This window comes from Fictibacillus halophilus, from assembly GCF_016401385.1.
In the GTDB taxonomy this organism is placed as follows: domain Bacteria; phylum Bacillota; class Bacilli; order Bacillales; family Fictibacillaceae; genus Fictibacillus; species Fictibacillus halophilus.
In genome coordinates this window covers 2,485,167-2,509,819 of the sequence record NZ_JAEACF010000001.1, presented here as the reverse complement: position 1 = coordinate 2,509,819, position 24,653 = coordinate 2,485,167, and the positions used below count along the sequence as shown (strand labels likewise).

25 protein-coding genes and 1 riboswitch are annotated in these 24,653 nt (G+C 38.7%); of the genes, 24 read left to right on the top strand and 1 reads right to left on the bottom strand.

Going from position 1 to position 24,653, the window contains the following annotated elements:
• The first annotated feature begins 182 nt into the window (after positions 1 to 182).
• The 12 genes from I5J82_RS13060 (at position 183) to I5J82_RS13005 (ending at position 14,232) form a co-directional block, all read left to right on the top strand.
• On the top strand, positions 183 to 1,706 hold the full coding sequence (locus tag I5J82_RS13060; RefSeq protein ID WP_198768204.1) for a spore germination protein: 1,524 nt from the start codon (positions 183 to 185) through the stop codon (positions 1,704 to 1,706).
• The gene (locus I5J82_RS13055; RefSeq protein WP_198768203.1) at positions 1,703 to 2,791 is read left to right on the top strand and encodes a Ger(x)C family spore germination protein; all 1,089 of its coding nucleotides are present in this window, start codon (positions 1,703 to 1,705) and stop codon (positions 2,789 to 2,791) included. The genes I5J82_RS13060 and I5J82_RS13055 overlap by 4 nt, the downstream gene beginning before the upstream one ends.
• A gap of 138 nt (positions 2,792 to 2,929) precedes the next feature.
• Positions 2,930 to 3,817: a hypothetical protein gene (locus I5J82_RS13050; RefSeq protein ID WP_198768202.1), complete on the top strand. Its 888-nt coding sequence runs from the start codon at positions 2,930 to 2,932 to the stop codon at positions 3,815 to 3,817.
• 141 nt (positions 3,818 to 3,958) lie between these two features.
• A complete protein-coding gene (locus tag I5J82_RS13045) occupies positions 3,959 to 5,044 on the top strand; it encodes a copper resistance D family protein (protein WP_198768201.1) in 1,086 nt (361 codons plus the stop codon).
• A gap of 31 nt (positions 5,045 to 5,075) precedes the next feature.
• Positions 5,076 to 5,324 (top strand): DUF2573 family protein, encoded by a 249-nt coding sequence (locus I5J82_RS13040; RefSeq protein WP_198768200.1) that lies wholly within the window; start codon positions 5,076 to 5,078, stop codon positions 5,322 to 5,324.
• A gap of 377 nt (positions 5,325 to 5,701) precedes the next feature.
• Positions 5,702 to 6,619 (top strand): proline dehydrogenase family protein, encoded by a 918-nt coding sequence (locus tag I5J82_RS13035; RefSeq protein ID WP_198768199.1) that lies wholly within the window; start codon positions 5,702 to 5,704, stop codon positions 6,617 to 6,619.
• Positions 6,620 to 7,087: 468 nt separating this feature from the next.
• Positions 7,088 to 9,484, top strand: a complete 2,397-nt coding sequence (locus tag I5J82_RS13030; RefSeq protein WP_198768198.1) for a 3-hydroxyacyl-CoA dehydrogenase/enoyl-CoA hydratase family protein — start codon at positions 7,088 to 7,090, stop codon at positions 9,482 to 9,484.
• Between the two features lie 15 nt (positions 9,485 to 9,499).
• On the top strand, positions 9,500 to 10,681 hold the full coding sequence (locus tag I5J82_RS13025) for an acetyl-CoA C-acetyltransferase (protein ID WP_198768197.1): 1,182 nt from the start codon (positions 9,500 to 9,502) through the stop codon (positions 10,679 to 10,681).
• A gap of 15 nt (positions 10,682 to 10,696) precedes the next feature.
• Positions 10,697 to 12,481, top strand: a complete 1,785-nt coding sequence (locus I5J82_RS13020) for an acyl-CoA dehydrogenase family protein (RefSeq protein ID WP_198768196.1) — start codon at positions 10,697 to 10,699, stop codon at positions 12,479 to 12,481.
• 631 nt (positions 12,482 to 13,112) lie between these two features.
• Complete coding sequence (locus tag I5J82_RS13015) at positions 13,113 to 13,472, top strand: arsenate reductase family protein (protein WP_198768195.1); 360 nt, start codon at positions 13,113 to 13,115, stop codon at positions 13,470 to 13,472.
• Between the two features lie 71 nt (positions 13,473 to 13,543).
• On the top strand, positions 13,544 to 13,930 hold the full coding sequence (gene gcvH, locus I5J82_RS13010) for a glycine cleavage system protein GcvH (RefSeq protein WP_066397386.1): 387 nt from the start codon (positions 13,544 to 13,546) through the stop codon (positions 13,928 to 13,930).
• 62 nt (positions 13,931 to 13,992) lie between these two features.
• Entirely contained in the window at positions 13,993 to 14,232 is a 240-nt protein-coding gene (locus I5J82_RS13005; RefSeq protein WP_066397384.1) for a YusG family protein, read from the top strand.
• 60 nt (positions 14,233 to 14,292) lie between these two features.
• On the opposite strand, the gene I5J82_RS13000 is transcribed toward I5J82_RS13005, so the two are convergent.
• Entirely contained in the window at positions 14,293 to 14,613 is a 321-nt protein-coding gene (locus tag I5J82_RS13000) for a general stress protein (RefSeq protein ID WP_198768194.1), read from the bottom strand.
• A gap of 238 nt (positions 14,614 to 14,851) precedes the next feature.
• On the opposite strand from I5J82_RS13000, the gene I5J82_RS12995 reads away from it, so the two are divergent.
• The 12 genes from I5J82_RS12995 (at position 14,852) to sufC (ending at position 24,640) form a co-directional block, all read left to right on the top strand.
• A complete protein-coding gene (locus I5J82_RS12995; RefSeq protein WP_066397377.1) occupies positions 14,852 to 15,199 on the top strand; it encodes a toprim domain-containing protein in 348 nt (115 codons plus the stop codon).
• A 3-nt stretch (positions 15,200 to 15,202) separates the two neighbouring features.
• The gene (locus tag I5J82_RS12990) at positions 15,203 to 16,255 is read left to right on the top strand and encodes a PQQ-dependent sugar dehydrogenase (RefSeq protein WP_198768193.1); all 1,053 of its coding nucleotides are present in this window, start codon (positions 15,203 to 15,205) and stop codon (positions 16,253 to 16,255) included.
• 4 nt (positions 16,256 to 16,259) lie between these two features.
• A complete protein-coding gene (locus tag I5J82_RS12985; RefSeq protein ID WP_198768192.1) occupies positions 16,260 to 16,607 on the top strand; it encodes a thioredoxin family protein in 348 nt (115 codons plus the stop codon).
• A 460-nt stretch (positions 16,608 to 17,067) separates the two neighbouring features.
• Complete coding sequence (sigI, locus tag I5J82_RS12980) at positions 17,068 to 17,838, top strand: RNA polymerase sigma-I factor (protein ID WP_137791766.1); 771 nt, start codon at positions 17,068 to 17,070, stop codon at positions 17,836 to 17,838.
• A 90-nt stretch (positions 17,839 to 17,928) separates the two neighbouring features.
• The gene (locus I5J82_RS12975) at positions 17,929 to 19,158 is read left to right on the top strand and encodes an anti-sigma-I factor RsgI family protein (RefSeq protein WP_198768191.1); all 1,230 of its coding nucleotides are present in this window, start codon (positions 17,929 to 17,931) and stop codon (positions 19,156 to 19,158) included.
• Between the two features lie 120 nt (positions 19,159 to 19,278).
• Complete coding sequence (locus tag I5J82_RS12970; RefSeq protein WP_198768190.1) at positions 19,279 to 19,623, top strand: hypothetical protein; 345 nt, start codon at positions 19,279 to 19,281, stop codon at positions 19,621 to 19,623.
• A 79-nt stretch (positions 19,624 to 19,702) separates the two neighbouring features.
• A riboswitch (SAM riboswitch) is annotated at positions 19,703 to 19,833 on the top strand.
• Positions 19,834 to 20,146: 313 nt separating this feature from the next.
• Positions 20,147 to 21,172, top strand: coding sequence for a methionine ABC transporter ATP-binding protein (locus I5J82_RS12965; protein ID WP_198768189.1), 1,026 nt, complete (start codon positions 20,147 to 20,149; stop codon positions 21,170 to 21,172).
• Positions 21,165 to 21,833: a methionine ABC transporter permease gene (locus I5J82_RS12960; protein WP_198768188.1), complete on the top strand. Its 669-nt coding sequence runs from the start codon at positions 21,165 to 21,167 to the stop codon at positions 21,831 to 21,833. The genes I5J82_RS12965 and I5J82_RS12960 overlap by 8 nt, the downstream gene beginning before the upstream one ends.
• Positions 21,834 to 21,862: 29 nt before the next feature.
• Complete coding sequence (locus tag I5J82_RS12955; protein ID WP_198768187.1) at positions 21,863 to 22,681, top strand: MetQ/NlpA family ABC transporter substrate-binding protein; 819 nt, start codon at positions 21,863 to 21,865, stop codon at positions 22,679 to 22,681.
• A gap of 135 nt (positions 22,682 to 22,816) precedes the next feature.
• Positions 22,817 to 23,197, top strand: coding sequence for a carboxymuconolactone decarboxylase family protein (locus tag I5J82_RS12950; RefSeq protein ID WP_066397348.1), 381 nt, complete (start codon positions 22,817 to 22,819; stop codon positions 23,195 to 23,197).
• Between the two features lie 274 nt (positions 23,198 to 23,471).
• Positions 23,472 to 23,612 carry a YuzK family famiily protein gene (locus tag I5J82_RS12945; RefSeq protein ID WP_198769061.1) on the top strand — a complete coding sequence of 47 codons (141 nt, stop codon included), beginning with the start codon at positions 23,472 to 23,474 and terminating at the stop codon, positions 23,610 to 23,612.
• 242 nt (positions 23,613 to 23,854) lie between these two features.
• A complete protein-coding gene (gene sufC, locus I5J82_RS12940) occupies positions 23,855 to 24,640 on the top strand; it encodes a Fe-S cluster assembly ATPase SufC (protein WP_066239016.1) in 786 nt (261 codons plus the stop codon).
• Positions 24,641 to 24,653: the final 13 nt, after the last annotated feature.

Sequence of the window (24,653 nt, the reverse complement as noted above, 5' to 3'; positions counted from 1 at the left end):
ATGAAGTAAAAAGCAAAAGAAACAATATGTTTTGGTTTTGTATAAAGCCTCTAATGTTGGTTATATTAGAGGCTTTTATAATGATTATCAAAAAGTATTCCGGTCAAGGATTGGAATGCTTTTTTGTATATTTCCACTCTCCACATCTCATATTAAGAAGTAGAAAAGAGGTGTGAGACGTTATGATGAAATGGTTAAAAAAGAAGCCGAAAGAGCAGAGTCACACGATTGATCTTTCTGATAATACATATAGCGATATTAGAGAACTAGTGGATAATGCCAAGGAGTCTGCTGATTTTATCCATTATCCTCAAAAGACGGTTCATCACAATATTTATATTTCTTATTATAAAGCGATGATAGATGGAGAACTGCTTCATCGCGATCTACTTCCTTATTTAATACACAGCAAAGATTTTAAGAACATTAAAGACTTAAAAGATATTTTGCCGATCGAGAGCGTTACGATCACGAATGATATAAAAGAGATTCAAAATAAGCTTTTACGTGGTTTTATCGTCGTTCAACTGGGTGAATACGACGAAGAATGTGCCGTTATTCGTGCTGAGAATTTTGCCACTAACAGGCCAGTATCTGTTTCTGAAATCGAGTTCTCTGTAATAGGACCGAAAGAAGCTTTTATCGAGAACTTAGACAGCAATCTGTATTTGATCCGAAGAAGATTGCCTGTTCCCGAACTTCGTTTTAAAGAAGTTGTGCTCGGAAAGTTCTCTAAGACACGTGTAATTATCGCATATTTAGAAGGTGTTGCTGAAAAAGAAAACCTGAACACCGTCATGCAGCGAATAAAGGACATTGAACTAGAAGTCATTCCGGATAGTTCGTACTTAGAACAGATCATATCGGATAATACGAAGTCGGTGTTTCCTCAGCTTATAACAACGGAAAGACCAGACAGGGTCGTGTCCATGTTGAACTATGGTCAAATTGCGATTCTCTCAGAAGGTTCACCTCAAGCTCTCTTAGGACCTACAGGCATCTCGGAATATTTTGCATCGCCAGAAGATTATTATTTATCGTGGCTTTTAGGATCATTGTTCCGTTTCATACGCTTTATTTCTGTTATTTTCTCAACCTTTGCAACACCGCTGTATGTAGCCGTTCTCACTTACCACTATCAGATGATTCCTAAAGATCTACTAGCGCCTTTAATTTCGTCACGAGTTAACATTCCATTTCCACCAATATTAGAGGTACTGTTTTTAGAATTGACGATTGAACTATTAAGGGAAGCAGGGGCTCGTCTTCCTACGAAAGTTGGTCAAACACTCGGTATTGTTGGAGGTATCGTAATCGGTCAGGCATCGGTAGAAGCAGGGTTAACGAGTAATATCCTTTTGATTATCGTTTCACTATCTGCATTAGCCTCGTTTACGACGCCTATCTATAAAATGGCGAATACCATTCGAATTCTCCGTTTTCCTTTTATCTTTTTTGCGGCTCTTTGGGGCGGGGTGGGGATTGTACTGGCTATGTCGTTTATTTTAGTCCATCTTTTGCGACTAGAATCCTTAGGCAGACCCTATTTGCAGCCAATCTATCCGCCTCGTTTATTAGATATGACTGACACGATCTTTCGACTGCCATATAACAGACTTTTGAAGCGTCCAATCTCGTTAGGAACTACCCTGCCATCTAAAGATAAAGTGAAAGAAATGAGAAAGAAAAAGGATATCGACGAATGAAAAAAAATTATAGGCTTTGTATTCTTTTTCTAACCTTTATTTTGGCAGGATGTGTGCCGAAAGAGATCATAGATGAAGTCCAGCTCATCCATGCTATAGGTTTTGACAAAAAAACGGATGAAAGTATTCAAGGTACCATTACGTATCCCGTATTTAATATGGATGGAAATGTTCGAGTCGAAACCTTATCAGCAGTATCTCACACGAGTCGATTTATTCGGTCTAAACTTAATACACAATCGCCTAAGACACTGACGACAGGTCAGCTGCGTGTGGTGTTGTTCAATGATCGATTCGCTGAAAAAGGAATTCTAGAGATCGTTAATTCCCTTTACAGAGACCCTAACGTAGGGAATCGTCTTTTTCTAACTGTTGTAGATGGCAGTACGAATGAACTCTTAACAAAAAAGTATACCGCTTCTGCTCTTCCATCCATGTATTTAGCTGATTTACTCGATCAAAATATCAAAAGTGAGAATCTACCAAAAACAAATCTTCATGTATTCCTTTATAGCTATTATGGAGAAGGTATGGACCCTTTCTTACCGATCGTAAAAGCACATAAAAAATCGATTCAGCTTGAAGGGATCGCTCTATTTAAAAAAGATAAATATGTTGGTAAGCTAGATCACCGACAATCTTTTGCTTTTAAAGTTCTTCTGGACGGCTCTAAATCAGGTAACTATGAAGTGGAGATCAAGAAAGAAAAAAGGAAGGGCCATGCCGTTATTCGTAACATTAAAGGCACGACTACCTACGATATAAAAAAAGTGAATGGAGTCCCTCAATTTAATGTGAAGATGAAGATTCTTGGTGAGATTCATGAGTATCCACATTGGTTGAACCTAGAGCAAGCAGAAAACATCGCTCTTATCAAAAAAACATTGAAGGGACAATTACAGGATGAAGCACAAGGAATCGTGAAAAAGTTTCAACAATTACAAGTAGATCCTCTAGGATTTGGGGATCAAGTAAGAAGACGAGAAAGAGGTTGGGACTACAAAGTATTTCTAAAACAATATCCTTCTATGAAGATTAATGTAACAACTGAAGTAGATATAGTAGAAACAGGGGTAATTGAATAGAGGAGTTAACAGCTTTCCGTGTTCTTTAGGAAGCTGTTTTTTTGTATTCTCATATCTGCGGACAAAAAAAGAAAAGCATTGCGAATGTTTATATGGTTATTCCTTTATAGGACTAACGATTTAAAGGGGGCAATTAATTTGAATACAACAGATGAGAAAATTAAAATTCGTAATCATTGGTTCAAAATTATTTTGATCAGTCTATTATCGCTGGTTTTCATGTACAAATTAGTGATTACTGAATTTACGTTTCATTTTTCAGACTTGCTTGCATTTCTTGTAGCTGTTTTTGCAATAGGAATCTGCAGTATGTTTTATGTAAAAGTAAACGAAGCACTCATGGCTTTTGTATCTGCCGGAAAGTCGGTTATTCCGATGGCAAACAAAAATAAGCTTGAGACAGAAACGCAAGAAGAGAAAGTAGAAGAAATATACATACAAGATGATGAGGTCACTTTAACGGAATCTGAAGAAGAAGAACTTGTACGCGAATTATTATCTCAAGAAGAGCAAATTAAACGTATGAAACAAGTTCAGAATGAAGTCAAAAACCGCTTAGTTACAGAAGATCTTCATGAAGAGGATAAGAAAGATTACATAGACTATTTGCTGCAAAAAGAAAAAGAGATCATGTTAGCAAAACAAGAGATTATCCGAATCACAACTTTATTAGAACCTCTAGAAGAGCAAGAAGTTGAAGAAAAGGAATTCGAACAAGAGTATGTTGAAGAAGAATTCATAGATGAAGAAGCTGCTCAGAGTGGAAACGCGAAAGATATCGTCCAGTTACTAGGTAAAGAGTTTGTATTAAATGCAAGTTTAGAGCAATTCAATCACAAAATGAGAGAAATTCAACACTCCATCACGATCGAAACGGCCAATCAATTAAAAGAACAAGGATTGATTGATCCATATTTCAACGTCACGCGTAAAGGGTTGAAAGAGTTCAGACGTGCTGCAAGAAAATTCAGCTATGGTGATGGAGTTAAATTCTTATCCAAAGTTGTGCAACGAGGAAACCGATAATTATAAGAGAAAGCTAATAGAGGCGTAAAGACGCTGTACTGTTAGCTTTTTTAAGAATTCATTTTATTGTCATTCTTAATTTTTGTTACTTTCTAAATCCCTGATACAATAAGCTTATATAGTTATGAAGGAGCTTATTTCATGTTTATTGTCGCTAAAGCCATGTTATATGTGTGTTTTGCTTTGTTAATGGGTGCGTTTATCTTATATTCAGTGCCACGAGAAAGTCGCCCGAAAATTTTCATATCAAAAAAGCTCATTTTGCTTTTAATAGCTTTCACACCATTGTTTGGGATTGGGGAGCTTATTAGACTTACGATGCATCTTGGAGAAGATTTCGGATATTGGATGACATTCCAAAACATTGTTTTTAGTTTTGAAGTAGGAAAGGGTTGGCTTTTCTTAACTGGAATTTCTGTTCTATTGTTCTTCATGGTTTTATTTAATGATATAAAAGAAGATCGATTCTTTGCCGGATTAGCGGTCTTTTTGACATCGGGCATGGGAATCTCCGTTGGTTATGCAAGTCATGCAGCAAGCCTAGAATCGTTAGGATTCTTAGCTCACTCGTTGCATTTTATAGCTGTGATCACGTGGTCGGGGGTACTTCTCGTAAGCGGATATTTCAGCAAAGGGGAAGGGCCAAGTCTGTCGTTCTATAAATGGTTCACACCTTTGGCTGTGGGCTGCTTAGTCACTGTGATCGGTGCTGGTTTGTGGTTAATGAACTATATCGTTCCTCAATATGTGAACAGTTATTTATTAGACTATGGACAAGCACTGTTGATCAAACACATTCTTTTGTTTATTATCGTGATTTATAGCGTGATTAACGGAATATGGTTGAAAAAGAAGTTAAAAGCGGGTACGACTGGATTAGCGCTTAACAAATGGATAAAAGCAGAAGGGATCTTCTTGTTTCTTGCTTTTGTAACAACAGCGTTGATGACTCAGCAAACACCACCTCATGATGTAGCGGATACATTAAAGATGGAAGAGCCTTCTAGGCTGTTTACTATTTTCTCTGGTATCATTCCTGGCGATAATCCGATGTTGTCCTTTAACTTCTCAGTGATGAGTCTTGTTTGGCTAGCCGGTGCTATCGTACTTGTCTTATCTGTTTTTGCCACGATCAAGCAAAACAAAAGTATGATACTTGCAATAGTCGCTTCTATCCTAGCAGCGGGCGCTATTTATTTAGCCGTCATGTCTTCCATATCACTTTAAAATGTTCTAAGAATCTAGGGGGTAGTTAACCGTGGATAATCAATTACAACTACAGATGGAAGGTTTACTGGAGAAATATGCTGAACTTCTAGTAGGAAGTGCAGAACCAAAGCATATAGAGTTAGTAAAAACGTATGCTCTTTATTCATTCATCGCTAAGAGTATGCCGCCATTAGTAAAGCATTGGAACGAAGAGTATCCAGATGCTAAGGAAGCAATGAAAAACCTTGTTCACGAGATAAAAGAAATGAATGAAAAGCACAGAAACGAACAGAAATAAATAAGATATAACATGAGGCAGTCATATAGACTGTCTTTTTTCTTGCAAGCTTTTCCTTTTCTGCTGCTCTCGGTGATAGAAAGGTGATTACAGGTGGTGAGAAGACGGTTTCAGGTGAAATGTGACGTGTTAGCGGTGTAACTAGCTCTTTTATCGGTGAAACTCAATCATTTATCGGCGAACGTGTAAGTATTATTAGAACGCATACCGTAAACTTCAATACATCCATATTTACTATTAATACGAAAAAAAATATTTTTAATATTGCAAAATCGACAATATTCGCAAAAAAAATGATATATTTAAAGCGGTTACAACATAGAAAGAAATTAACCAATCTTTATTTTATATTTTAAGGGTACTAGGGGGTAATTGGATTGGAACAACTTATGCGCAATTTTTTCTTATTTCTTGCTAAAAATAAATCGTTAACCAACCTTGCTAAAAGATACGGTCTACGTTTTGGAGCAGGTCGTTTTGTAGCAGGTGCAACACTTGATAGCTCTATTACTGCTATCAAACGTTTGAACGAAAAGGGAATGCCTGTAACAATCGATCATCTTGGTGAGTTTGTTGATAACGAACGCGAAGCTGCCGAAATGACTCAGCATTGTATAGATGCAATAAAAGCCATCAGTAAAGAAAAGCTGGATTCACAGCTTTCTCTAAAAATGACATCCATGGGACTAGACATTAGTGACGAACTTGTCTTAAGCAACATGAGAAAGATTATGGATGCAGCAACAAAACACAACGTTTTCATTACGATTGATATGGAAGACTATTCTCGTTGTGAAAAAACGCTTGAGATCTTCAAGATGCTAAAAAGTGAATATGATAATATCTCAACGGTTATCCAAGCTTATTTGTATCGCTCACTAGAAGATGTTCAAACGTTAGATGAATATCATCCGAACCTGCGATTAGTTAAAGGTGCTTACAAAGAACCGCAAACTGTCGCATATCCGGAAAAGAGCGATGTAGATAATAACTTTAAAAAGCTGATCGAAACTCATCTATTGAACGGAAACTATACCGCTATTGCAACACACGATGATGAGATCATCCAATATACAAAAGATCTGGTTGAAAAACACAACATTCCATATGACCAATTCGAGTTTCAAATGTTGTACGGAATCCGTGTAGAACGACAAGATCAATTGATGCAAGAAGGATACAAGATGCGAATCTATGTGCCATACGGAAACGACTGGTATGGTTACTTTATGAGACGTCTTGCTGAACGTCCCGCTAACGTTGTGTTCGTATTAAAAGGTGTGTTCGGAAAATAAATAGTAGTAATCAAGAGGAGTCTGTCTTAAATACAGACTCCTCTTTTTTATAGGTTGTTTTCTAAAAATTGTTGCTTTTAAGTGATACTTATTTGACTGCTGATTGTAGTGGAAGATGCGAGACTCTTGGGTAGGACGAGTGAGCAGGTGAGACAGCTACCCGCGCGAAGCGCGAAGTGGCTCACCGCTCGCTCCGTGGAAAGCGAGCATATGTAACGGAAATCAACTACTTACAAAAGCAACAATGAATACGAAAGCAGCCTTTTGAAACGGAGAACTTTGGCGATGATTCTTTAGATAAACCATAGGCACACAACCTGCATAAGATAAGAAATAAAAGTTTACAAAAGAAAAAAACCTCCACTATTGCTAAAATTCAGAATATATTTTATATTGGATATAGGGTAACAAATTTTTTTATGGATAAAAAATGAATGAGTATTCATTCAATAAAGGAGGAAGACCATCTTGTCTCGTGAAATCCGAAAAGCTGCCGTACTGGGTTCTGGTGTAATGGGATCAGGCATAGCCGCTCATCTTGCAAACGTCGGAATACCAACATTACTATTGGATATTGTACCGCCTTCTTTAAGTGAAGAGGAAAAAGCAAAGGGGATCACTGAAGATCATCCTGCATTCCGCAACAAATTCACTCTATCTGCTACACAAAAACTATTAAAACAAAAGCCTGCTCCACTTGCCGTAAAAGAAAATCTCGAATTAATCTCAATCGGTAACCTTACTGATGATCTTGAAAAATTAAAAGATGTAGACTGGATCATTGAGGTAGTTGTTGAACGACTAGATGTGAAACAAAAGCTTTTTGAGAAAGTTGATCAATATAGAAAACCAGGAAGCATCATAACTTCAAACACATCTGGGATCTCGATTCGTGCGATGGCTGAAGGACGTTCAGAAGATTTTAAAGCAAACTTCTTAGGAACGCACTTTTTCAATCCACCAAGATACTTAAAGCTTCTTGAAATCATTCCTACTGAGGACACAAAGCCAGAAGTTGTTCAATTCATGCGCAGCTTTGGTGAGAACGTACTTGGTAAAGGTGTAGTTGAAGCGAAGGATACGCCTAACTTTATCGCGAACCGCATCGGAACATATGGATTGATGGTTACAATGCAAGAGATGATGAAACAAGGCTATAGTGTCGGTGAAGTTGACTCTGTTACAGGTCCGTTAATCGGCCGTCCGAAATCTGCAACGTTTAGAACACTCGATGTTGTTGGATTAGATACGTTCCTTCATGTTGCGAGAAATGTTTACGAGCAAGTAGATGGAAAAGAAAAAGAAGTGTTTGAGATTCCTGATTTCTTGAACGAAATGGTCGACAAAGGCTGGACTGGAAGCAAGACAGGTCAAGGCTTCTATCTTAAACAAAAAAGTAAAGCAGGCAGTGAAATCTTAGAGCTTGATCCTGCCACATTGGAATATAAACCACGCTCGAAGATGAAGACAGCTACACTCGAAGCAGCTAAACAGATGAAAACAACAAACCAAAAAGTGAAAGCGCTTTTATATAGTGATGACCGTGCAGGAAAACTGTTATGGGACATTATTAAACCAGTTCTACTTTACTCAGCAGAAAAATGTTATGAAATCGCTGATGACCTTGTCGCGATCGATCAAGCGATGAAATGGGGATTCGGATGGGAGCATGGTCCGTTTGAAATTTGGGATGCGATCGGCGTTCCTGAATCGGTAGAACGAATGAAATCTGAAGGAGAGACAATACCTGGTTGGGTAGAAGAGCTTCTTCAATCAGAAAAGAATTCTTTCTACACAAAAACAGAAGGTGATCGCTCTTACTATCACCACGGTAGATACCTTCCTGTGGAAGAGAACAAAAAAGTGGTTCATTTAAGCCGTTTAAAAGAAAAAGGTAATGTGATTACAAAGAATGGTGGAGCAACACTAATCGATCTTGGTGATGATGTTGCGGGTCTTGAGTTCAATTCTCCGAATAATGCGATAGGACCTGAAATTATCATGATGCTTCATCAGGCGATCGACGAAGTAGAAAAGAACTACAAAGGGTTAGTCATCGGTAATCAAGGTAAGAACTTCTGTGTTGGTGCAAACTTGATGCTTATTCTTATGGAAGCACAAGATGACAATTTCTTTGAACTGGATATGATGGTCCGTCAATTCCAACAAGCGATGGCAAGAGTTCGCTATAGTGCAAAACCTGTAGTGGCAGCTAACTTCGGTATGACGCTCGGAGGGGGAGTTGAAGTATCACTTCCTGCAGCAAGACTTCAGATGTCATCTGAAACGTATATGGGACTTGTTGAAACTGGAGTAGGCTTAATTCCAGGTGGAGGCGGAAACAAAGAGCTTTATCTTCGTTTGTTAGAGCAGCTGCCAGAAGGAGCGAAGGGAGATCTTCAAAAAGTAGCGAACCAAGCTTTTGAAACGATTGCGATGGCTAAAGTTTCAACTTCCGCTCAAGAAGCACGTAAACTTGGATTCTTACGAAAAGAAGATAGCATCTCTGTAAACGGCGACCATCTCTTGCATGATGCAAAGACACAAGTGCTTGCATTAGAAAGCATTGGCTATACACCGCCTGTTAGAAAGAAGATTCCTGTAGTAGGTGAAGCAGGATACGCAACACTTGCTTTAGGAGCGCAGACGATGCACTTCAGCCAATATATTTCAGAGCACGATTTGAAGATCGCGAAAAAACTAGCCTTTGTTTTAGCTGGAGGAAGAGTGCCAGAAGGAACATTGGTAGACGAACAATACTTGCTAGATTTAGAGAGAGAAGCATTCTTAAGTCTAGCTGGAGAACCAAAAAGCCAGGCAAGAATGCAGCACATGCTTGTTAAAGGCAAGCCGCTAAGAAACTAAGGGGGGAAGAACTCAATGTTAAAAGAGGCAGTAATAGTAGCAGGTGCTAGAACAGCGGTCGGTAAAGCGAAAAAAGGTTCTTTTGCACATATGAGACCAGACGAACTAGCAGCGGTAACCATCAAAGAAACGTTGAAGCGTGCAGGTGATTATAACGGAGAGATCGATGATTTGATCATCGGATGTGCCGTTCCTGAAGCAGAACAAGGGATGAACATGGCTCGTCTGATCGGTGCTAGAGCAGGATTGCCTGAGACTGTGCCTGCAATTACGATTAACCGTTTTTGTTCATCGGGTCTGCAAAGTATTGCGTACGGAGCAGAAAAAATCATGCTAGGTGCGGCTGAAGCCATTCTTGCAGGTGGAGCTGAATCCATGAGCCTTGTTCCTGTAGTAGGTCATGTTGTAAAGCCTAACCCTTACTTAGTTGAGACAGTGCCGCAATATTACATGGGCATGGGTCATACAGCAGAAGAAGTAGCGAGACGCTTTGGTATCTCAAGACAAGATCAAGATGAATTTGCCGTAAGAAGCCATCAAAAAGCAGCGGCGGCGATTAAAGAAGGCAAGTTTAACGACGAGATCGTACCTGTGCATGTGATGAAACGCTGGTTAGATGAGCAATCAAAGCTAGTTGAAAAAGAGATCGCTGTGTCAGTTGATGAAGGTGTTCGTGCTGGAACAACCGTTGATGTACTTGGTAAACTTCGACCGGCATTCACACCGACTGGTTCTGTAACAGCTGGGAACTCTTCACAAACAAGTGATGGCGCTGCAACGGTTCTTGTTATGAACAGAGAAAAAGCAGAAGCAGAAGGTTTAACGCCATTATTGAAATTCCGTTCTTTTGCAGTGGCTGGGGTAGCTCCAGACATTATGGGAGTAGGTCCTGTAGCAGCTATTCCGAAAGCATTGAAAATGGCGGGGCTAGAGCTTTCGGACATCGGCTTGTTCGAGTTGAATGAAGCATTTGCTTCTCAGAGCGTTCAAGTCATTCGTGAATTGAATCTTCCAGAAGACAAAGTAAACGTGAATGGTGGTGCGATCGCACTTGGCCATCCACTAGGTTGTTCAGGAACAAAACTAACACTAACTCTCTTACACGAGATGAAGCGTCGTAACGAACAGTTCGGAGTTGTAACGATGTGTATCGGCGGTGGAATGGGAGCAGCAGGCGTATTTGAACTAGTAGGATAACGAGGAGGAGAAAACATGTCGAATACAGCAGAAAAACAAATCATTGGTGGAAGCTTTTTAATCGAAGATATTTCAGCAGCAGATATTTACACACCGGAGGATTTTTCAGAAGAACACTTGATGATTGCGAAAACAACGGAAGATTTTGTTGTGAAAGAAGTTGTACCTCAACTTGAAAAGATGGAAGATCACGATTTTACAGTTTCTCGTAAGTTATTAACAAAAGCTGGGGAGCTAGGTCTTCTAGGAGCAGATGTTCCTGAAGAGTATGGTGGCTTAGGATTAGATAAGATTTCTTCTTCACTCATCACTGAAAAGTTCGCACGCGGACGCGGCTTCTCAATCAGCTATGGAGCACACGTAGGAATCGGCTCACTTCCTATCGTTCTTTTTGGAAACGAGGAACAAAAGAAAAAATACCTACCTGAACTCGCAACAGGTGAGAAAATTGCAGCTTACGCATTAACTGAGCCAGGTTCTGGATCGGATGCACTTGGCGCAAGAACGACGGCAAAGCTAAATGCTGAAGGTACTCACTATGTATTGAACGGTGAGAAGCAGTGGATCACAAACTCTGCATTCGCTGACGTTTTTGTAGTATACGCAAAAATCGATGGTGAGCAGTTCACTGCATTCATCGTTGAAAGAGATTATAAAGGTGTTTCTACAGGACCAGAAGAAAAGAAGATGGGAATCAAGAGTTCTTCAACCCGTACTCTTATCTTAGAAGATGTAGAAGTACCAAAGGAAAATCTGTTATGGGAAGCAGGTAAAGGGCATCTGATTGCCTTTAATATCCTAAACATCGGTCGCTACAAGTTAGCATTAGGATGTGTAGGAGCAGCCAAACGAGCTTTTGAAGTATCTGTAAAGTACGCGAACGAGCGTCAACAATTCAAGCGTAAAATCAGTTCGTTTAGCCTTATTCAAGAAAAGCTTGCAAACATGGCTGTTCAAACGTATGCAGCTGAAAGTTCTGTGTACCGAACTGTTGGTCTTTTTGAAAACCGTCTAGGCGCGTTATCCGAAGAAAAACAAAAAGATGGACGTGAATTAGCTAAAGCAATCGCAGAGTATGCGATTGAATGTTCACTGAACAAAGTATCAGCTTCAGAAGTGTTAGACTATGTAGTAGATGAAGGCGTTCAGATCCATGGAGGTTACGGCTTTATGTCTGAATATGAGATCGAAGGTGCATACCGCGACTCTCGTATCAACCGAATCTTCGAAGGAACGAACGAGATCAACCGTTTGTTAGTACCAGGAACGCTTGTAAAAAAAGCGATGAAAAACGAGCTGCCACTTATTCAAAAAGCTACTCAGCTTCAACAAGAGCTTATGATGCTAATGCCTGTTGAAGTAGGTACGGAAAGCTTGGATCAGGAAAAATATCTTGTGTCTATGGCAAAGAAAATTTTCTTGATGACAGCTGGATTAGCGGTTCAAAAGTTTGGACCAAAGTTAGAGCAAGAACAAGAAGTATTATCGAACTTAGCAGATATCATTAGTGAAGTGTACAACATGGAATCTGTTCTCTTGCGTACTGAAAAAGCAATCAAAAGATCTGGAGCTGAAAAGGCAAAACAAAAGCTGTTATACACAGAAGTGTATTGCCAAGAAGCATTCAACCGCATTGAAGCTCACGCAAAAGAATCCATCATTGCTGTTGAAGAAGGCGACATGCTCCGCATGATGCTGTCCGCGTTAAAGAAACTGACGCGTCACACACCAATTAATGTAATTAAGAAGAAGCGCGAACTAGCAGTTCAGCTTCTTGAAGAAGAACGCTATATCGTTTAATTGATCTGAATTTACGCTAACCTTCAAAATATCTTATCTTTCCCTCCTGCATTTGTAGGAGGGCTTTTTTTGTCAATTATAGGCTTGTGTTGTAGTTGATTTACGTTTGAGGTGCTCGCTTTCAATTGGATCAGGCGCTAAGCTATCACCCGCGAGCCTGTCCTGCTGGAGTCTCGTACCTCGAGCTCATTCAGCTGTTACATAAGAATAAAAATGAGTTTTGAAGTAACAATCGTTAAGAAAGGAGCCTAACAAAGCAAGTCTTGATCTTAAACAACGAAAAATGTCCAAATAAGGTTCAGTTTCAGGTGCAAAACGGATTTATGATGATACCTAATGGGGTATGTAGCGGTATTCTGAAAATTGAATCCATAAATAAACGCCTTCAATTCAAAAATTTATGAAGTTTATCCACGAATTTTAGCTTCCAATCCAAAAGTTTTGGTATTTTATCCGCGAGTCTACAATCTTCGACAATAGCCAACTCTGATTATAACCTCTGTCCATAAAAAGGGAGCAGTCTAAAACGGGATCTCGTTTTCAACATCTGTTAAAACAAATTATTCAACGTGCAGAATTTCTTGTTTTATTGGTAACACTAGTTTGTGGTACTATGAGAAGGGGTGATATAATGCTACTGAAAGTGTATGAATATCCAAAATGCTCAACTTGCCAAAAAGCAAAAAAATGGCTAAAAGAAAATGATGTAGCCTTTGAGCCTATACATATTGTGGAGAACCCGCCTTCTGCTGATGAATTGAAGAAACTAATCGATCTGAGTGGCTTAGAGATCAAAAAGTTCTTTAATACGAGCGGATTGAAGTATCGTGAGTTGGGTATGAAAGAAAAGATGAAAACCGCTACAGAAGAAGAACTGCTTGAAATCTTGGCCAGTGATGGCATGCTGATTAAAAGGCCGATTGCAACAGATGGTAAGCAAGTCACAGTAGGGTTTAAAGAAGAGCAGTACGAAAACACGTGGAAAAAATAAACTTGTTACTGACTATGATAAACCAATTATTGTAGTTATTATAAAACCAAGAAAAGCTGGAGGGATTACACATGGAATTTCCAAAAGAATTACGCTATTCAGAAGAGCACGAGTGGACTAAAACAGAAGAAGGCAATAAAGTTCGTATCGGTATTACGGCTTTTGCACAAGACGAACTAGGAGATATCGTATTCGTTGAACTTCCTGAAGTTGGAGATGAACTTACTGCGGACGAGCCTTTCGGGAGCGTAGAATCTGTTAAGACTGTTTCTGAATTATATGCGCCTGTCTCTGGAAAAGTTGTAGAAGTAAATGCAGACCTTGATGATAGCCCTGAACTTGTTAACGAGTCTCCATATGAAAAAGCTTGGATGGTTGTTGTAGAACTTTCAGATGCTTCTGAGGTTGAAAAATTAATGACTGCTGAACAATACGAAGAATTAATCAAAGAAGATTAATGAAATCAATCTCTTCAGGAAAGAATAGATATACTGCTATTCTTTTTTGGAGGGATTTTTTTATGAACCAAGATAGACGAGATGTTACATCAAGAGTTTTTGGTAAAATGAAAGGCGGATCTATGTCGCTTTATTTAGATAAGGATGAGATTGGTCAGATTCGCTTTACGAATCAAGGAAACATGTATGAGATGGCTGAGGGTTTTGAATTTGATGCTGACAAGATATATAAACGTGAAAAACCTGTAGAATTACCAAACCCCTCAAAGTATGTGGACGAGTGTGATAAAGGCTGGTGCTGATTACAGCACTAAGAGGATGATGTCAATGTTGTATGTTGGCAGTCATCCTCTTTTTTGATTTTAGCTAAATTTGTTTCGTTCGGCACTTCCGCCTTTTGATCCGATCTTTTGATAAAAACTTTTATCTTGGCTTTGGGATGTGGCTGTACCGCCTTTTTTACCGATTTCCTGATAAAACGTTTTATTATGTGAGTTAGAAGTAGAACTGCCACCTTTTTTCCCGATCTCTTGAAAGAAAGTTGTGCTATGTTTTTTTGATGTGGCTGTACCGCCCTTTTTTCCGATCTGTTGATAGAATTCTTTTCCGCGTGATTTGGATGTTTTCTCTCCGCCTAATCTGCCAGCATCAGCGCGGCTCATTTTAGGTTCTGTTTTTTCCATGAGATGACTCCTCCAATTCGTTTTATTACTCCTGAATTCCCTTATCTAACAGGATGTCAAACACGTTTGGGGAGAATTAGTACAAAACGCATACACCGAATACAAATAGGTAGGAAAATAGGAAAAAGGGGTATAGTAATAAAGAACATCTCTTGCAGGATTTTAATAAAATAAAGCAAATATATAATCTAAGCGATGCATTCATTTTATAGTCTTCAAAGTATAGGAGAGATGAGTAATGAATGAAATCAAAAACAAAGTAATCATTGTCGAAGGTAAATCAGATAAGGATAAGTTAGCTGCAATCCTGGATGAACCGGTTGAAATTATTTGTACGAATGGAACTTTAGGTTTGGATAAATTAGAAGAGCTTGCATTAGCCATTGAAGATCGAGATGTTTATATCTTGGTCGATGCTGATGATGCTGGCCATAAGCTAAGAAAACAACTGCAACGTGAATTGCCGAATGCAGAGCATTTATATATTAATAAGATGTACAGAGAAGTTGCTAAGACACCTCTAATGTACCTCGCCAAGGTATTGGTAGGTGCACACTTTAATATTCAAAAGAATTGTTTAGGATAAGCCATGAAAAGAAATTGGTACAGTCTTCTTACTGCCTTTTGCCTGATAAGTGGTTGTAGTCCTTCAAATAAAGATGAAGTAAGTCCGTCATCAAAAGAAATCATGAGTAAACATTTAAATATTCCATGGCAAATAAATGGCACCCCAAAACAGATGTGGATCAGTGAACGTACCGGGGGGCTTGTTTTACTAGGACCAAAACAAAAAAAGACCTCTTATTCCCCAAAATTTTCAGAAGCTTTAGCTGATGGCGGGGAGGGAGGTTTTCTTGGCTTTCTTTTAGACCAAAATTACGACAGCAATAAAATAGCTTATGGATACTATACGTATAAAAAATCAAACCGTTTAATAAATCGGGTTGTTGAGATGCGTTTTGAAAATGAAGAATGGAAAGAAAGCAGAATCCTTCTTGATCATATTCCTGGTGGATACACACACAATGGAGGAAGAATGGAGTGGGGACCCGATCAGAAACTGTATATTACAACGGGAGATAGCGGGGAAGAAGAGCTCTCTCAGAGTTTAGACAGCCTAGCTGGGAAAATTTTAAGGGTTAACAAGGATGGTTCCGTTCCAGAGGACAATCCATTTTATCCTTCTCCCATCTATACATATGGTCATCGAAACCCACAAGGAATGACATGGGATGAAAAAGGTACGATGTTTGCGGCTGAACATGGTTCATCAAACTATGATGAAATAAATAGAATTGAAGGTGGAAAAAATTACGGATGGCCAATCATTCGTGGTGACGAAAAAAAGGAAGGGCTAGAATCACCTTGGATACACTCTGGCAGTGACACGTGGGCACCTTCTGGAATCGACTATAAAAACGGACATTTGTTTGTCGCAGCATTGCGAGGCGAAAGTGTTATGAAGGTCAGCACTTCCTCTAAAAAGATAACCTCAATTGTTTCCAATGAAGGACGTATTCGTGATATCCTTATTGATGGTAACAAAATGTTTGTTGTAACGAACAACAAAGATGGAAGAGGGCAGCCATCAAGCGATGACGATGTGCTGCTAAGTGTATCACTAGAAAAAGTAATGGAGTAATACCATGAAAGAAATCACTCGAAAAAATTGGGAAAACGTTATTGAACAATCGCTGCATCACCCGTACTTTTTATACTTAGAGACTCCGCTTTGTGGAACTTGTAAGATGGGGAAGAAGATGTTTGAGGTCGCTGTCGAAACGATACGCGTTCAAAAAGACGAAAATATAGCTGTAGGTGTTAGCAATATTAATGAGATGCCAGAGCTTGCCGCCAAATATGGGGTAACCAGCGTACCATGTTTACTCATTCTTTCTAGAGGAATTGCTATCGATCGTATTTATGCACTTCAATCTGCCGGAAATATCTATCAATCCATGTTGAAACTAGTGGAAAAGGAATATAAAGGATGAAAAAAATGTGGGATACACCCCACATTTTTTAATTCATCGCCTAATTCTACAAAAAAATATGTTTTTCGGGGGTTAAATCCTAAGAAAAATATGGGAATTTAATGTCGAGCCCACGCCCTTTTGTAACAATAGAGGGTGTATTTTTTTATTTTGAAATAACGCTTATGGCTATGATAGAGGGGTTTATAAGGGTTATGGAGTAATTGTCAGTTTGTTTTGTTAATTCAGTACTTTAACGATAACGTCACAAATGTTACGGGCGCTGTAATATTGTTATAGAACTGTATCCTACAAATGTCAAAAGTCATGGTATAAATGAATAGGAGAGCTTGTTTGCATGTTTGCTCCCTAGCTTATTGTGGTAAATAAGAATGATTTTATTTTTAAAATAAAAATATACGATTCACTAATAAACGAAACAAAATGAAAAGCAATTCTTTAACTGAGGTGATTGATAATCATGGCATCTTTAAATTTAAATGCAGTATTTCCGATTGCAAAGAATAAATTATCGAGCAATAAATTAACGAGCATAGAAGATAAAGTTCTAACGATCCAAGAAAGAGACGATGAGAAGCTTAGAAATGAACTTATTGGTGATTACCAACCATTCATTAAAAAAGTCACATCGAAAGTATGCAGTCAATATATAGATCGTACAATGGACGAGTTTAGTGTAGGTCTTTTTGCCTTCAACGAAGCGATTGATCAGTATCAGGAAGGTCAAGGTAGCCGTTTCTTATCTTTCGCTGATATGGTTATTAGACGCAGAGTCATTGATTATATTCGTAAAGAAGTCCGTCAGAACAGACTCATCTTCTTACAGCCTGATGAAGAAGATGAAGAAGGTCGCTTGGAAGAAAGTTATGCAGAGCAAAAAGCTGCGATGGATCATTTCGAAGACCAGATTCAAGTAGAGAATCGCGTCTATGAGATTGAAGAATACCAAAAGTTATTAAAAACATTCGGCTTGAACTTTAAAGTATTAAGCAAGCATTGTCCAAAACATGTGGATGCACGTGAGAATGCGAAAGAAATTGCTCGTCTGTTAGCTGAGAATGAAGAACTTGCCGCATTTTTAAAAGAAAAAAAGCAATTACCAATAAAAGATTTATTAAATATGGTATCCTGTAGTCGTAAAACCATAGAGAGAAATCGAAAGTATATAATAGCAGTTTCACTTATATATTTAGGCGATTTTCAAGCGCTGAAATCATACATTCAGCCATAAGGTGAGGTAAATAGGGTTACTAGGCAAGGGAATGTCATTTTCTCTTGCCTGTAATTTATACTGATCCTGCTACATGCGGGAGGGATATCATTGAAGAACGGCAGCGGCATCGTTATTGAAGTTCAGAATAAAAAAGCAACTCTTCTTATGAAGGATGGGACTTTTGTTACAGTAAGAGTACCAGCAGGGAAAAGACCTCTTGTAGGTAATGAGTATCAGGCTTCTTATTTTTTTAGCAAAAAAAGAAGTCTTTTTGTGCTGCCATCTATTTCGTTTTCAGTCGCAGCTTTAATTGCCTTTCTCGTAATTTCAAGCCTAATGCCTAATAGCAGTCATTCTGCTGCGGCTGCTTATGTGAGCTTTGATATCAACCCAAGCCTTGAGGTTGGCGTTGACGATGAAATGAGAGTCGTTGAAATGGATGCTTTTAACGATGAAGCAAAGAAAATCATAAAAAAATATAATTTTTCTACAGATGATCGAATGCCGTTTGAAGTATTTGCAGATCAACTGATTAAAGCTTATCAGACAGAAGGATATATGGAAGAGAATCAATCTATGCTGATTACAACAGTATCCGATAAATCGAGTGATAAGAAAACGAAGCAGGAATTAGATCAGGCGCTGAATTCTATTGTGAAAAAAGCAGTCGTCCAATATCCTGTTGCAATTACTGTTTCTGAAACGAACGAAGAAGTTCGAAATAAAGCCAAACAATTAGGTGTATCTTCAGGTAAATACTCAGCATTCCAGGAAGCAACCAAGAACGATAAACACCTTAAAGAAGAAAAAATTAAAGAAGTGAAGTTTCAAGAACTTAAAGTGAATGCCACTTCTTCTAAAGATATTAAATCCGTTCCACACCCTCGTAAAATAAAGGCTGCACCACATGAAGTCAAAGTAAAGCCTGTTAATAATGGTGAGAAAAAAGAAATTAACCAGCGTTCGGTTAAAAAGCCACAAGAAAACCTTGTAAAGCCTAAAAAAAATACGAATGAAAAACGGGATAGGAAAGAGCGCGAAATAAGAAGTAAGTCTAATAACAAAAAAGAGCCTAAGCAACAAAAAGAAAAAAGTATAGAACCTAAAATGACGAAAGAACCTGTCAGATCTTCAAAACAGGATAAGGATGATTATCAACCAAAAGAGCTTAGAATAGAAAATAAACAGCAGGATAAAAATCACAACAAGCGAAATAACGGAAGCGATCGTAAGAAAGACGATAAGAGACAGCAATGGGATGATGACAGACATCATAGAGATGATCAAAGATATTCTAAAAGTGAACATGAGAAGCAAGAAAAGAAACATAAACACTAATTATGAAATAACGTGTCGTAATACCAATTACGATTCCTTGCTGCTGTCGAAGGGTTTATAAAGGTATATGAATATTCCTCTAGAATCGGTGAAGTAACAACCAATTCGGGGGGATTTTTAATGTTGGATATCCGTTACTTTGAAAGCCAAATAGCAAAAAGTCCGTATCTTTCTCTTTATAATATTCCGGTAAAGCCTAGTTTTAAATGTAAGGATGAGACTACACTTAAGATTGATTACAGAGAGGGAGAGCGGAACCGAACCGTCACATTTACAGGGAATCCGAAATATCTATCTATGTTGCTTGAGGGTAAAATGAAGCTGAGTACATTATTGAGACAAGAGATGATTGAGTTTCAAGGTACGCTCAGACAACGCTTAAAATGGGAAGCGATCTTTTACTTGAGTTCACATTGGGAAGAGATCTCTGCTGGTGTATTAGTTCGAACTGCTAAAAATATTTGACACGAATCGACAAGGATGATAATATTCTTCACAGTGATTCAAATATGTATCGCTTTAATTTAATAAAGTAACACTTTTTTACTTATCACGAGAGGTGGAGGGACTGGCCCTATGAAACCCGGCAACCGCTAGATCATTGCATTCTTATGAATGATGAACTAGAAAGGTGCCAATTCCTGCAAGACTTTAAGTAGTCTTGGGAGATGAGGAGAACGTGCATAGAATATAATATGCCTTTCTGCTCATATTGAAGCAGAGAGGCATTTTTTTGTTTGGCTGTTTTCGTTTTACGTTGAAGCTCTTGGGAGTAGTTGATTTTCCGTTACAGGATGCTCGCTTTCCACGGGGCGTGCGGTGAGCCTCTTAGCGCTATGCGCTGTTAAGAGTCTCACCTGTCCCGCTTATCCCGTAGGAGTCTCGCACCTTCCACTACAACCAACTTATCAATGAGGGGAACACCTAAGCAAACAAATGCACCGTTTCTACATGAGTCAATATTTAGATAAGAAATGAGGTAAGAATCTTGATTAATTTACAGTCAGTCCGTAAAGTCTTTCAAACCAAAGATGGCGAAGTAAAGGCTGTTGATACGGTAGATTTAAACATAAAGCAAGGAGAGATATACGGAATCATCGGCTATAGTGGTGCAGGTAAAAGTACACTGATCCGAATCCTTAACATGCTAGAGCGTCCGACTAGCGGTACGGTTACGATTGGTGGCAAAAACATGTCCGAGCTGTCATCGAAGAAGTTAAGAGAAGCAAGACAAGAAATCTCCATGATCTTTCAGCACTTTAACTTATTATGGTCCCGTACAGTACGAGAAAACATTGCTTTTCCTCTTGAAATTGCCGGTTATCCAAAAGCTAAGATCAAGCAGCGTGTTGATGAGCTGATCGACCTAGTTGGTTTGGAAGGTCGTGGCGGGTCCTACCCATCACAACTAAGTGGTGGACAAAAGCAGCGTGTAGGTATCGCGCGTGCTCTTGCTAATGAGCCAAAAGTACTTTTATGTGATGAAGCAACTTCAGCACTAGATCCTAAAACAACCGACAGCATTCTTGATCTGCTTGTGGAAATCAATCAAAAGTTAAATCTGACAATCGTTCTTATTACACATGAGATGCATGTGATCAGAAAGATTTGTCACCGTGTAGCTGTAATGGAACAGGGGAGAGTAGTAGAAGAAGGCGATGTTTTAAATGTCTTTAAAAACCCGACAGAACCAATCACGAAGGATTTTGTGAAACAAGTAACAGAACCTGAAGAAACGGTAGATACGATTAAACAGTTCATTTCCGAGTTCCCTGAAGGTCGAATCGTTCAACTTACTTTTATCGGTGGACGAGCTGGGCAGCCATTAATTACGGAACTGATTCGTAAGTATGAAGTGGACGTTAATATTCTACAAGGAAAGATTACACAAACTCAGAATGGACCTTATGGGACGTTGTTTATTCAGATTAAAGGTACAGAATCTGCACTAGCTCGTGCTATGGAGTTTTTAAACAGTGTGCAGGTTGAAGTAGAGGTGATTCATAATGCTTAGTACATGGTTCCCGAATGTTCAATGGGATGTTCTATTAGAAGCGACAAATGAAACATTATATATGTCTGCTATCTCAGTGGTCATTACATTTTTTCTAGGGCTTGCCCTTGGATTAGCGTTATTTTTAACTTCTCCTGGAAACTTGTGGGGAAATAAGTTTTTAAATAGTGTAATTGCCATAATCGTTAACGTATTTCGATCGATTCCTTTTATTATCTTAATCATTTTATTGATTCCATTTACACGCTTAATCGTAGGAACGATGCTTGGAGCTGAAGCAGCACTACCTGCTCTAATCGTAGGTGCGGCACCATTTTATGCACGTATGGTTGAGATTGCTTTGAGAGAGATTAATAAAGGGGTAATCGAAGCGGCAAAATCGATGGGTGCTACAAATGCTCAGATTATATTTAAAGTTCTTATCCCAGAAAGCACACCTGCTCTTGTGTCAGGAATCACTGTGACCGCAATCGCGCTCGTAAGTTATACAGCGATGGCTGGAGTAGTTGGTGCAGGAGGCTTAGGGAACTTAGCTTACATGGAAGGTTACCAAAGAGATAACGCGGATGTGACATTGGTTTCAACTGCACTCATCTTAGTCATCGTCTTCGTCATCCAGTGGATTGGTGATCGAATTACAACTGCGTTAGATAAGAGATAACTTTTTTAGACAACAAGGAGGAAGTTCATATGAAAAAAGTTTTATCCGTAATTATATTAACTGTTCTTGTTGCAGCTCTTGCTGCTTGTGGGAACAAAACAGAAGGCGGAATCAGCGACGAGAAGATTATTGTTGGTGCATCAAACGTACCACATGCTGAAATCCTGGAAGAAGCAAAACCTCTATTGAAAGAAAAAGGTATTGAACTTGAAATCAAAACGTTCCAAGATTATGTACTGCCAAACAAATCTTTAGATGAAAAAGAAATCGGTGCGAACTATTTTCAGCACGTTCCATATCTAGAGTCTCAAATGAAAGATCACGGATACAAATTCGAGAACGCGGGTGGCATTCACCTTGAGCCGATCGGAATCTATTCTAAAAAATACAAATCTTTAAATGAACTACCTGAAGGCGCAACTATCATCATGTCTAACTCTGTAGCAGATCATGGCCGTATGCTTGGCTTACTTGAAAAAGAAGGCTTGATCAAAGTTAAAGAAGGTGCTGGAGCAGAAGCGCAAATTAAAGATGTTGTAGAAAACCCTAAGAAGCTTAAATTTAAAGCTGACGTTGATGCAGGAATGCTGCCAAAAGCATACAAGAACGGTGAAGGTGATGCCGTTCTAATCAACACAAACTACGCGATCGATGCTGGACTGAACCCTCAAAAAGATGCGATTGCATTAGAAGGATCTGACTCTCCATTCGTAAACATCATCACGGTGCGTGAAGGAGATAAAGATAAGAAATCTGTTAAAGCTTTAGTCGAAGTACTACGTTCTAAAGAGATTCAAGATTTCATTAAGAAAAAATATGAAGGCGCAGTAGTGCCAGTAACAGAATAACGTTTGAGAGAGAACTGACTTATTTTTTGAGTCAGTTCTTTTTTTTTGACGAAAAACTTACGAATGTTTATTACATAACCGGCGTGCGATTAACCCATACTAAACCTGTTTACTATTTTGACAGGAGTGAATGAAATGAAACAAGAAGAGCAGCCGCTACCGGGATCGAATTCAACACAATATCACCTAATCCGCTATAAAGAAGGATTAGGAAAATACAATGAGAACATGCCTGAACTTACACATGCTTATAATGAATTTACCCGCCATTGCTTTAAGGAAGGCGAGATATCTGAGAAGTATAAGCAGTTGATTGCTTTAGGGATCAGTATCTATTCGCAAGATGAGTATTGTATCATCTACCACACAAAAGGATGTTTAGATCAAGGGTGTTCAGAAAACGAAATCCTTGAAGCTGTGGGAGTTTCTGCTGCATTTGGTGGGGGAGCCGCTATGAGCCAAGGTGTGACCCTCGTTCAAGAGTGCATCAAAGAATTAAATAAACCGCGTCATTAAAAGAAAGTCTAAATTCCACACTTTACATGTTTTGAAATCATCCTAAAAGGTAATGGAAGTAATGTAGCGCATTTAGCAGGATAACACAGAAAGTCACATCTGTTTTCAATAGGAATCATTATGCACGTGTATGTAGGGTGATTTCACTTTGATAACGGTTTGAGTGAAATGAGTGTTGCTGATACGCTAACATTATTAAATAACTTAACTTTGAAAGGATTGATTCATTATCCACCCCATTAAAGTAAAACATACGTCCGAGATGGAAAAAGCAATGCACCAGTCACATGGCTGTGGTTTTGCAGAGTATGAGAGGGATTTGGAAAAACGGTTAGACGTTGAGAAGGTCCGAGATAAGGAATACAAAAAAGGATTAGAAATAGCGGCAGATGCTAGTAGAAACCATACGCCGTAACATATGAACGTTAAAATTACAAAAGGCTGATTCATCAGGTGGTTTACCGCCTCATGAGTCAGCCTTTTTTCAAATATGGCGATTGATGTGCAGATAATATGACAACAATGGAAAAGTAAACAGCTCGTTCCCTTGAACATACATTTCATTTGTTATAAGATTAGAATGAGAATAAATTGAGAATGGCTATTTTGTGCCTTTTATCAAAATCTTGAGAATGATTTCTTAATGGAGGTTGTATTATGTCAGCACCTAATTTAAAGATTGAAGATCTTCGTGTTTCTATTGAAGATAAAGAGATTATTAAAGGTTTAGATCTCGAAATAAATGGTGGAGAAATCCACGCAATCATGGGACCTAACGGAACAGGAAAGTCTACTCTTTCTGCAGCGTTAATGGGACACCCTAAATATGAAGTAACTTCTGGTAAAGTTACATTCAACGGAGAAGATCTTTTAGATATGGAAGTTGATGAGCGTGCACAAGCTGGACTTTTCTTAGCTATGCAATACCCATCTGAAGTAAGCGGTATTACGAACGCTGATTTCTTACGTTCTGCTATCAATGCAAAGCGTGAAGAAGGCGACGAAATTTCTCTAATGAAATTTATCCGTGAGTTAGATAAAAAGATGGATCATCTTGAAATGGACAATGCGTTTGCTCATCGTTACTTAAACGAAGGATTTTCTGGTGGAGAAAAGAAGCGTAACGAGATTCTTCAAATGATGATGCTTGAGCCAAAATTAGCAATCCTAGATGAAATCGATTCAGGACTCGATATTGATGCTCTTAAAGTAGTAGCTAAAGGTGTTAACGAAATGCGCAGCCCTGATTTCGGTTGCTTAATCATCACTCACTACCAACGTCTATTGAACTACATCACTCCAGATAAAGTACACGTGATGATGCAAGGGCGTATTGTTAAATCTGGTGGACCGGAATTAGCTCAACGTCTAGAAGCTGAAGGATACGACTGGATTAAAGAAGAGTTAGGAATTAAAGACGAAACTGTTGGTCAAGAAGCGTAAGCATTAAGGGGGA

Bases quoted from the DNA above. Each gene is read 5' to 3' on its own strand.
- I5J82_RS12990 (WP_198768193.1), top strand. From the start codon at position 15,203: ATGAAAAGAAATTGGTACAGTCTTCTTACTGCCTTTTGCCTGATAAGT.
- I5J82_RS13000 (WP_198768194.1), bottom strand. From the start codon at position 14,613: ATGGAAAAAACAGAACCTAAAATGAGCCGCGCTGATGCTGGCAGATTA.
- I5J82_RS13060 (WP_198768204.1), top strand. From the start codon at position 183: ATGATGAAATGGTTAAAAAAGAAGCCGAAAGAGCAGAGTCACACGATT.
- sigI (WP_137791766.1), top strand. From the start codon at position 17,068: ATGGCATCTTTAAATTTAAATGCAGTATTTCCGATTGCAAAGAATAAA.
- I5J82_RS12945 (WP_198769061.1), top strand. From the start codon at position 23,472: ATGCACCAGTCACATGGCTGTGGTTTTGCAGAGTATGAGAGGGATTTG.
- I5J82_RS12985 (WP_198768192.1), top strand. From the start codon at position 16,260: ATGAAAGAAATCACTCGAAAAAATTGGGAAAACGTTATTGAACAATCG.
- I5J82_RS13055 (WP_198768203.1), top strand. From the start codon at position 1,703: ATGAAAAAAAATTATAGGCTTTGTATTCTTTTTCTAACCTTTATTTTG.
- gcvH (WP_066397386.1), top strand. From the start codon at position 13,544: ATGGAATTTCCAAAAGAATTACGCTATTCAGAAGAGCACGAGTGGACT.
- I5J82_RS13025 (WP_198768197.1), top strand. From the start codon at position 9,500: ATGTTAAAAGAGGCAGTAATAGTAGCAGGTGCTAGAACAGCGGTCGGT.
- I5J82_RS12950 (WP_066397348.1), top strand. From the start codon at position 22,817: ATGAAACAAGAAGAGCAGCCGCTACCGGGATCGAATTCAACACAATAT.
- I5J82_RS12955 (WP_198768187.1), top strand. From the start codon at position 21,863: ATGAAAAAAGTTTTATCCGTAATTATATTAACTGTTCTTGTTGCAGCT.
- I5J82_RS12995 (WP_066397377.1), top strand. From the start codon at position 14,852: ATGAATGAAATCAAAAACAAAGTAATCATTGTCGAAGGTAAATCAGAT.
- I5J82_RS12960 (WP_198768188.1), top strand. From the start codon at position 21,165: ATGCTTAGTACATGGTTCCCGAATGTTCAATGGGATGTTCTATTAGAA.
- I5J82_RS13015 (WP_198768195.1), top strand. From the start codon at position 13,113: ATGCTACTGAAAGTGTATGAATATCCAAAATGCTCAACTTGCCAAAAA.
- I5J82_RS13045 (WP_198768201.1), top strand. From the start codon at position 3,959: ATGTTTATTGTCGCTAAAGCCATGTTATATGTGTGTTTTGCTTTGTTA.
- I5J82_RS12970 (WP_198768190.1), top strand. From the start codon at position 19,279: ATGTTGGATATCCGTTACTTTGAAAGCCAAATAGCAAAAAGTCCGTAT.
- sufC (WP_066239016.1), top strand. From the start codon at position 23,855: ATGTCAGCACCTAATTTAAAGATTGAAGATCTTCGTGTTTCTATTGAA.
- I5J82_RS13005 (WP_066397384.1), top strand. From the start codon at position 13,993: ATGAACCAAGATAGACGAGATGTTACATCAAGAGTTTTTGGTAAAATG.
- I5J82_RS13020 (WP_198768196.1), top strand. From the start codon at position 10,697: ATGTCGAATACAGCAGAAAAACAAATCATTGGTGGAAGCTTTTTAATC.